Source organism: Streptomyces sp. AM25, from assembly GCF_058146165.1.
The window spans coordinates 1-8,652 of sequence record NZ_JBKIWN010000071.1 but is presented as its reverse complement, the minus strand read 5'-3'; the positions used below and the strand labels follow the sequence as shown (position 1 = coordinate 8,652).

General features: G+C 74.4%; 7 protein-coding genes. 1 reads left to right on the top strand and 6 read right to left on the bottom strand.

The window, feature by feature from the left end; translation table 11 throughout:
• From ACLHRZ_RS35915 to fmt, 5 genes are all read right to left on the bottom strand, one after another.
• Positions 1 to 76: S-adenosylmethionine synthetase N-terminal domain-containing protein (locus tag ACLHRZ_RS35915; RefSeq protein WP_161211727.1), on the bottom strand; the 76-nt coding region annotated here is incomplete at its 3' end.
• Positions 77 to 1,106: 1,030 nt separating this feature from the next.
• Complete coding sequence (locus ACLHRZ_RS35910; RefSeq protein WP_336417370.1) at positions 1,107 to 2,096, bottom strand: sugar-binding transcriptional regulator; 990 nt, start codon at positions 2,094 to 2,096, stop codon at positions 1,107 to 1,109.
• Between the two features lie 171 nt (positions 2,097 to 2,267).
• Positions 2,268 to 2,954 (bottom strand): ribulose-phosphate 3-epimerase, encoded by a 687-nt coding sequence (gene rpe, locus ACLHRZ_RS35905; protein ID WP_414169761.1) that lies wholly within the window; start codon positions 2,952 to 2,954, stop codon positions 2,268 to 2,270.
• Positions 2,955 to 3,057: 103 nt separating this feature from the next.
• Positions 3,058 to 4,503: an RsmB/NOP family class I SAM-dependent RNA methyltransferase gene (locus ACLHRZ_RS35900; protein WP_490422807.1), complete on the bottom strand. Its 1,446-nt coding sequence runs from the start codon at positions 4,501 to 4,503 to the stop codon at positions 3,058 to 3,060.
• A gap of 52 nt (positions 4,504 to 4,555) precedes the next feature.
• Positions 4,556 to 5,500 (bottom strand): methionyl-tRNA formyltransferase, encoded by a 945-nt coding sequence (fmt, locus tag ACLHRZ_RS35895; protein WP_490422806.1) that lies wholly within the window; start codon positions 5,498 to 5,500, stop codon positions 4,556 to 4,558.
• Positions 5,501 to 5,776: 276 nt separating this feature from the next.
• Between fmt and ACLHRZ_RS35890 the strand changes: the two genes are divergently transcribed.
• A complete protein-coding gene (locus ACLHRZ_RS35890) occupies positions 5,777 to 6,268 on the top strand; it encodes a hypothetical protein (RefSeq protein ID WP_490422805.1) in 492 nt (163 codons plus the stop codon).
• Between the two features lie 103 nt (positions 6,269 to 6,371).
• On the opposite strand, the gene ACLHRZ_RS35885 is transcribed toward ACLHRZ_RS35890, so the two are convergent.
• A complete protein-coding gene (locus ACLHRZ_RS35885; RefSeq protein WP_490422804.1) occupies positions 6,372 to 8,513 on the bottom strand; it encodes a primosomal protein N' in 2,142 nt (713 codons plus the stop codon).
• Positions 8,514 to 8,652: the final 139 nt, after the last annotated feature.

Genomic DNA, 8,652 nt, shown 5'->3' with positions numbered 1-8,652 from the left:
TGTCGCTGATCTGGTCAGCGATCTTGTCGGGGTGACCCTCGGTCACGGACTCCGAGGTGAACAGGCGGCGGGACACTCCGCGTCTCCTTGCGTGCAGTCGGTCGGCGTTTCCCGAGATCTTGCCGGTAAGAGCCTTGAGGAGCAGCGGACTTCCGGTAGATCCCCACCCCTTCGGATGTCGGGCAGACCGCACGGAGGTCGTAGCACTCGTTCAGGTGCTCGTGGAACGCCGCGTACTGGGCCTCGTTCACCACGATCCTCTCGGCGAAGTAGCGGTTGTCCGTGAGGTTTTCGAGGAGCATGTTGTGGGCGACGAGCAGACAGCCCTCGCGCAGCCCCGGGGTCGTGGCGCGCATGATCGGGGCGTAGACGGCCTTGTCGCGCAGCGCGGGGTCCTCCGTGTCCTTCGGGCCCTCCGCGTCGAGCACGCACAGGTCGACGTCCTCGACGGTCCGTCCGTACGGGACGGCGTCCGCGGTCGCGTACGCGACGTGCCCGGACAGCCCCAGCACCGCGAAGTTCTCCCGTGCGAGGCGCATGCTGTCCGCGTCGATGTCGACGAGCGTCGCGCGGCCCCCGGCCGCGATGATGCCGGGCATCGCCCACGCCGCCCAATAGCCGTAGTAGGAACCGGGAAAGAGCGCATTGCGGGGTGCCAGGATGTGTGCCAGCGCGAAGAGCAGCCGCGCTTCCTCGGGAAAGATGTAGGTCGTGTACGCGCCGTGCCGGAACCGGGCGGACACCGCGGTGCGGAAGGCGGCGAACTCCCCGGCGGGATAGGCCGTCGAGCCGATGAATCCGGCATTCTCCAGCCCGCCGAGAATCCGCTGCACACAAGCCATTTCGTCGACCGGAAAACGCGTCGAGAGATTGAACTGGTCCGTGTTCAGCCCGACTTCGGACGGGGTGACGGCACCGGAGCCGGTCCAGCGGCAGTACGCGTCCCTGCCGAGGGCGCCGCGACGGAAAGCGCGGTACTCGGGGTAGGGGGCGAGAGCATTGTCGATGACGACGTGCACCGGGCCGGTGGCCGCGGACGTGCCCTGAAGGAGGGTCATGCCCGCGGAGTATCCGGATTCGCCGCACGCAAAATCCGCTGCGAAGGCCTACGAGCCGTCGGGGTCCGCCCGGTCCAGGGCCGGGCGCGGGCCCGGGCCCGTCTCGTGGAGCAGGTGGTCCGCCGCCGCGGTGTCGGTGACGAGGCTGGTGACGAGGCCGGAGCGGAGCACCGCGCCGATCGCCGCCGCCTTGCGCAGACCGCCCGCGATGGCCACGACCTCCGGGATGCGGCGCAGCCGGTCCGCCTCGACGGTGATGCAGCGCTCCCCCAGGTCACGGCCGATGCGACGGCCCTCGGCGTCGAAGAGGTGCGCGGACATCTCGGCGGCGGCGCCCAGCGAGGCGTAGTGCGCGCGCTCCTCCTCGGTGAGCATGTCGTAGACGGTCGAGATGCCCGGCGCCCACGAGCCGATGGAGACCGCGGCGACGGTGACCTTGTCGAAGTAGTCGAAGGCGCGGGCGATGCCGGTCTGGCCGCGCAGCGCGGCGGCGGTGGCCGGGTCGGGCAGCAGCATCGGCGCGTAGATCGGGTGCGCCTCGCCGCCGGACACCTGGGCCGCCCGGCGCACGGCCTCGACCGAGCCGCGCTCGGCGGTGCCCGCGTCGTACACGCCGGTCAGCTGGACGACCGTGCACGGCGGCAGCCGGTGCAGGGCCGCGGCCATGTGGATCGTGGAGCGGCCCCAGGCCAGGCCGAGCACATCCCCCTCGTGCACCAGCTCGCCGAGCAGGTCCGCGGCCACCTCGCCGAGGTTCTCGGGGTCGGGCGCATCGTCGGCCGCGTCGGCCGGGGACTCGACGACGACCGCGTGCCGCAGGCCGTAACGGGCGCGCAGTGCGTCGGAGCGCTCCGCGTCCAGCTCGGCCGGCACCCGGATCTCGATCCGCACCAGATCCCGCTCGAGCGCCGTCTCCAGCACCCGCGCCACCTTGAAGCGGCTGACGCCGAACTCCTCGGCAATCTGGATCTTCGATTTGCCCTCGAGGTAGAAGCGGCGGGCCATCGCCGCCGCCTGCACCAGCTCGGCGGGCCCCATGGGCGATGCTGAACGGCCCGTCGACACCGCGGTCTCCTCACTACTTTGCAGAGTTCTGCCAGGACTTGATGGACCCGAATGCCGGACCCGACGTCATCCTGTCAGAAACGACGGTCCTTGATCAGGCCCCGACCTCGGCGCTCAGCAATTCGGGCGAGCGCCGACTGCGGTTCAGTGCCCGCAGGCCCAGGGCGCGGCGGCGGTCGCCTTCTCCGCCTGTGCGCGCAGGCCGCGTACGGCCGCCGCGGGGTCCTCCATACCGTAGACGGCGGAGCCGGCGACGAAGACGTCCGCGCCCGCCTCGGCACAGCGCTCGATGGTGGTGGCCGAGACGCCGCCGTCGACCTGCAGCCACAGCTCCAGGCCGTGCCGCGAGATCAGCTCCCGGGTGCGGCGGATCTTGGGCAGCATGATGTCCAGGAACGCCTGGCCGCCGAAGCCGGGCTCGACCGTCATGATCAGGAGCATGTCGAGTTCGGGCAGCAGGTCCTCGAACGGCTCGATCGGCGTCGCAGGCTTGAGCGCCATGGAGGCGCGCGCGCCCTGGTGCCGGATCTCCCGCGCCAGCCGGACCGGCGCGGCAGCCGCCTCGGCGTGGAACGTGACCGATCCCGCGCCCGCCTCCGCGTACTGCGGCGCCCAGCGGTCAGGGTCCTCGATCATGAGGTGGCAGTCCAGCGGGATGTCCGTGGCCTTGCGCAGCGACTCGACGATGGGCACACCGAGCGTCAGGTTGGGGACGAAGTGGTTGTCCATGACGTCGACATGGAGCCAGTCGGCGCCCTTCACGGCCTGCGCCTCGTCGGCGAGGCGGGCGAAGTCCGCGGAAAGGATGCTGGGGTTGATCTGCACAGCCATGCCCCAAGCCTGCCATGACGCCGCGCTGTGCGGTGCCGCGGCCCCCGAAGGGGCGCAGCGAACCGTCCGGCCGGCCACACCGGACCCGCAGTGACGCAACCGCTCAAGCAGTACGGCGCAGCAGCGCCAAGTACATGGCATCCGTCCCGTGCAGGTGCGGCCACAGCTGGACGTCCGGGCCGTCACCCAGCCCCGGAACGCCCCGCATCAGCGGCCGGGCGTCGATCCACTCCGCGGCCGGGGCGGGCCCGCCCCGCCCCTTCAGCACGTCGTCCACGACGGCCCGCGTCTCCGCCAGGTGCGGGGAGCACGTCGCGTAGCCCACGACGCCCCCGACCCGCACCGCCCGAAGCGCCTGCCGCAGCAGGTCCCGCTGCAGCGGAGCGAACCCCTCCAGGTCCTCCGGCCGGCGCCGCCACCGCGCCTCGGGACGGCGCCGCAGGGCGCCGAGCCCGCTGCACGGAACGTCGACGAGCACCCGGTCGAAGACCCCCTCCCGCCACGGCGGACGCGTGCCGTCGGCGGCGATGACCTGGTACGGGCCGGGGTTGCCGGCCAGCGCACGCCCCACGAGGCGCGCCCGGTGCGGCTGCTTCTCCGAGGCCAGCAGCGCGGCGCCGCGCTCGGCCGCGAGCGCCCCGAGCAGCGCCGCCTTGCCGCCGGGCCCGGCGCAGCCGTCCAGCCAGCGCCGGTCCGGCCCGTCCAGCGGCGCATCGGCCAGCGCGAGCGCCACCAGCTGGCTGCCCTCGTCCTGGACGCCCGCCCGCCCCTCGCGCACGGCCTCCAGCGCCCCCGGCTCGCCGCCCTCGGCCAGCCGCACGGCGTACGGGGACCAGCGGCCGGGCAGCCCGGCGTCCTCGCCGAGCGCCGCCAGGAGCTCGTCCGTGGTGGACCGCCCGGGGCGGGCCACCAGCGTCACCTCGGGCCGCTCGTTGTCGGCCTCCAGCAGGTCCTCGATCCCGGCGCGGCTGCCGCCGAGCGCGTCCCACAGCGCGGAGACGACCCAGCGCGGGTGGGAGTGCACGACGGCGAGGTGATCCTCGGGGTCGTCCTCGTACGGCGGGGCGACGCGCTCCAGCCAGCCGTCCAGATCATGAGCGGTGATCTTGCGCAGCACGGCGTTGACGAACTTCGCCCGCCCGTCGCCGAGCACGCAGCGGGCCAGCTCAACGCTGGCCGACACCGCGGCGTGCGGCGGGATGCGGGTGCCGAGCAACTGGTGGGTGCCCAGGCTCAGCACGTCCAGCACGGGCGGGTCGACCTCGCGCAGCGGCCGGTCGATGCAGGACGCGATGATCGCGTCGTACGTGCCCTGGCGGCGGAGCGTGCCGTAGACCAGCTCGGTGGCCAGCGCGGCGTCGCGCGTCTCGAAGCCGTCCTTCTCGCGGGCCTTGCGCAGCAGCGGGGGCAGCACGAGGTTGGCGTACGCGTCCCGCTCGTCCACCGCCCGCAGCGCCTCGAAAGCGAGAATCCGCACCGGGTCCTTCTTGGGACGACGGTGGGGTTTCGCAGGTCGGCTCTGCTGACGGCTAGGCGCGTGGTCGTTCACGAAAGGTGCTCCGGAGCTGGGGAAAGCGACGCCTCCAGCGTACGCGTGCGGCTTACGCGGGCTGATCGGCCCCGAGCTGCTCGCCTGCGGCGATGCGCACGCCGCGGGCCCAGTCGGCGGCCTTCATCGGCTTCTTGCCCTGCGGCTGGACCCACTGCAGCTCCACCGCGTGCGAGCCCGTGCCGATGTGCACCGAGTTCTTGGCGGCGGCGATCGCGCCGGGGGCCAGGCCCGCGCGGTCGGGGCTGAGCGACGCCGCCATGACCTTCAGGCGCTCGCCGCGGAAGGTCGTCCAGGCGCCGGGGGCCGGGGAGCAGCCGCGCACCACGCGGTCGACCCGGAGGGCGGGGGCGGCCCAGTCGATCCGGGCGTCCGCCACGCTGATCTTGGGGGCGAGGGAGATGCCCTCGGCAGGCTGCGGCACGGCCTTGAGGCTGCCGTCCTCGATGCCGTCCATGGTCGCGGACATCAGCCCGGCACCGGCGAAGGCGAGCCGGGTCAGCAGGTCGCCGCTGGTGTCGGTGGGCCGGACCTGCTCGGTGAGCACGCCGAAGACGGGGCCGGAGTCCAGCCCCTCCTCGATGAGGAAGGTCGACGCGCCGGTGACCTCGTCGCCGGCCAGGATCGCGTGCTGCACGGGCGCGGCGCCGCGCCAGGCGGGGAGCAGCGAGAAGTGCAGGTTGACCCAGCCGTGCGCGGGAATCTCCAGGGCCGGCTTCGGCAGCAGGGCGCCGTAGGCGACGACGGGGCAGCAGTCGGGGCCGATCTCGCGCAGCCGGGCGAGGAAGTCCTCGTCGCGCGGCCGGGCGGGCTTGAGGACCTCGATGCCGGCCTCCTCCGCGCGCTCGGCGACGGGGCTGGCGACCAGCCGCCGGCCACGGCCGGCCGGGGCGTCGGGGCGGGTGACGACGGCGACGACCTCATGGCGCTCGGAGGCGATCAGGGCGTCGAGGGCGGGGACGGCAACCTCGGGGGTGCCGGCGAAGACGAGCCTCATGGGTGGCGAACTACCTCTCCTCGAGCGCCGGATGGACCGGATGGAACGGCGCACCAGTCTAGAGGTGCCCACGCCCCAGGGGGCGTGCGGGTGGATACGCGCCCCATTCCGGAGGACGTGCGCCCCCATACCGTGACCCGGCGGGCCGTGGCGCGTTGGGTCAAGAGAGATTGACCGGAGCGGGCCGCAACCACGGGCCCGTTGCCCTTGCTCACCGAGGGGCGTCAACTCCCGTCCGTACACGTCGCTTTCACCGCCGGCCCGAGAGGCTTGTTCATGCCCGACCACGCAACCCACGACGCCCAGGCACGGGCCAGCCTGCATCTCCTGGTCCGGGACATCGAGAGGGTGCGCCGCCAGGTGGACGCCCTGCGCACGCTCACCGCCCAGCTCGGCAACGTCTACCGCCCCCGCAGGACGGGCCCCTCGGCGGGCTTCGTCGTCTACGGCCGGGCCCCCGCGCCGACCGTGCGCCTGGCCCAGGAGCTGCGGGACAGCGTCGAGACGCTGGTGACGGCCGCGGTGGACTTCGACCGCTCGCTGGGCTTCTCGTGGGACGCGGTGGGTTCGGCGCTGGGCGTCACCAAGCAGGCCGTGCACCGCCGTTACGGGGCACGCCGGGCGAACGGCCAGACCACGACGGAGCCCCCGGTCGAGACGACGGTGCGCACGGCGGAGCCGTCCACGGTCCCGGTCGTCCCGGCGGCCCGCTCGGTCCCGGTGCCGGAACCCCGAGCGTCGGTGTTCCCGGGTCCGAGGAACGGCTGACGCCCGGCCTTTTCGCGCCCCGCGCTCCCCGTGCCCCGAAGGGGCACGGGGCGGTTTCATCATGCGGCTCCGCCGCGTGGGCGCGACCAGCCGCACACAACCGTCACCCGATATCCGGCGGATCCACCCGCAACCGCACCGGCTCGCCGGCCCGCCCGGCGAGCCGCACGGCCTGCGCCGTCTTCAGCGCAGCGGCCAACGCGGCACCCTGACCGGGCCGAACCCGCAACAAGGCCCGTTCCCACTGCTCCCCGGGCGGCGGATCGCCGGCCCGCACCGGGGCCCCGGCCGGGCGCACCGGCAACGGCACCGGCCCGAGCACGTCCGTGCCGGGAGGCAACTCCGCGGACCCGATCAGCTCGGCCACAGCGGCAGGGGTCCCGGCGACCGACACCATCCGCGAGACGGGCGGGAAGCCCAGCTCGGCCCGGTCGGCCAGCTCCCGCATCGCATGCCCCGCAGGGTCCCAGCGCACGAGCGCCTGCACGGGCCGCAGCGTCGGCTCGGCCACGACGACGACCGTGCCGCCCGCCTCCTGCCCCCGCACCAGCGCCGCGGCGCCGAGCCAGCGGCGCAGCGCCTCCTCCCCGGCCCGCAGGTCGGGCAGGCCGAGCAGGGCCCAGCCATCCAGCAACAGGGCGGCCGCATAGCCGCGTTCGGCGACCGGCTCGGCACCGGGCGTGGAGACGACGAGCGCGGGCTGATCCGGCACCGTGTCCAGCACGTGGTTCCGCCCCGAAGTGCGCACCGGCACCGCGGGAAAGGCCCGGCCGAGCTCCTCCGCCGTGCGCTGCGCACCCACGATCCGGGCGCGCAGCCGGAAGCCGCCGCACTCGGAGCAGTGCCAGTCCGTGGTCTGCTGCCCGCACCAGCCGCAGTGCAGCCCGGCGTCGCGCTCCCGCGCCTCCAGCGGCCCCGAGCAGTGCCCGCACCGCGCGGGCTCACGGCAGCGCTCGCAGCCGAGCCGGGGCGCGTAGCCGCTGCGCGGCACCTGCACCAGCACGGGCCCGTGCCGGAGCCCTTCACGAGCAGCCTCCCAGGCGACCGTGGGCAGCCTCGCGGCCCGGGCGGCCTCGTCCCGCGCCTCGTCCTTCTCCTCCACCGTGCGGATCCGGGGGGCCGCCGAGCGCACCCGCTCCCGGTCCGCGGCCAGCGGCAGCGCCCAGCCGGTGTCCACCAGCTGCGCCGCCTCCACGGTGCAGCCGAAACCGCCCAGCAGGAACGCGGCCTTCTCCTGCACCGCGCGCAGCACCAGCACCTCGCGCGCGTGCGGCTGGGGAGCGTTGGTGTCGCTGTGGCTGGAGTCGCCGTCGTCCCAGATCGCCACGAGGCCCAGGTTCCACACGGGCGCGAACATCGCGGCACGCGTGCCGACGACGGCCCGCACCGCGCCGCGGTTCACGGCGAGCCAGCGGCGGTAGCGCTCCTCGGGGCCCAGGTCGGCCGTCAGCAGCACGTGCCGGCCGGGGCCGAGGAGCGCGGTCAGCTCCGCGTCGACCCGGGCGGCGGCCCGCCCGTCCGGCACGACGATCAGCGCGCCCCGCCCGGAGGCGAGCGCGGCGCCGGCCGCCCGCGCGAGCTCGGCGGACCAGTGCGGCCCGGGCAGCGCCGTCCAGACGGCACGCGGGGCATCCCCCCGCACCACGGCGTCCAGATACGCGGGCCCGGTCGGATACCGCGCCCAGCTGCCCGTCTCGGGCGCGCCGGGCCGGGGCAGCAGCCGGGGCGACGCTTCGGCCTCGATACGGGCGTGCCGCGGCGGAACGGCCAGCTGCAGCACGTCGGCGAGCGACCCGGCGTACCGGTCGGCAACGGCCTTGCACAGGCTCAGCAGCGGCGGCCTGAGCACGGGCTCCGGCGACAGCACCTGGGCGAGCGCGGCCAGCGGCCCCTGGTAGTCGGACTCGGCCACGCGCTCGATGATGTACCCGTCGAGCAGCCCGCCGCCCTCCCGGCGCCCCTCCCGCACCTTGGACGTACCGGCCCCGAACCGCACCCGCACCCGCGTGCCCGGCTGGGCGTCGGCGTCGAGCTCGGCGGGCACGGCGTAGTCCCACAGCCGGTCCAGGTGCACCGGCCCCTTGTCCACCAGCACCCGCGCCACCGGCAGCTCCCCGGCCAGCGCCGCCCCCCGCCATGTCCGCGGCTTGGCCCGCGGCACCTTGGCCTTGCGCACGCTCTCCCGGATGAGCGCCAGCTGCTCCCCCGCCGGCGACTGCTCGGGCCGCCCTTTCTCGCTGCTCACAGATCCAGTCCTACCAGAGGGCAACGACAACGGCCCCGAACCGATCGAACGGTCCGGGGCCGATGTGCGCTCGCTTGCGGGACTTACAGTCCGGCGGCCTGCTTCAGTGCCTCGACGCGGTCGGTGCGCTCCCAGGTGA

Bases quoted from the DNA above. Each gene is read 5' to 3' on its own strand.
- fmt (WP_490422806.1), bottom strand. From the start codon at position 5,500: ATGAGGCTCGTCTTCGCCGGCACCCCCGAGGTTGCCGTCCCCGCCCTC.
- ACLHRZ_RS35890 (WP_490422805.1), top strand. From the start codon at position 5,777: ATGCCCGACCACGCAACCCACGACGCCCAGGCACGGGCCAGCCTGCAT.
- rpe (WP_414169761.1), bottom strand. From the start codon at position 2,954: ATGGCTGTGCAGATCAACCCCAGCATCCTTTCCGCGGACTTCGCCCGC.
- ACLHRZ_RS35910 (WP_336417370.1), bottom strand. From the start codon at position 2,096: ATGGGGCCCGCCGAGCTGGTGCAGGCGGCGGCGATGGCCCGCCGCTTC.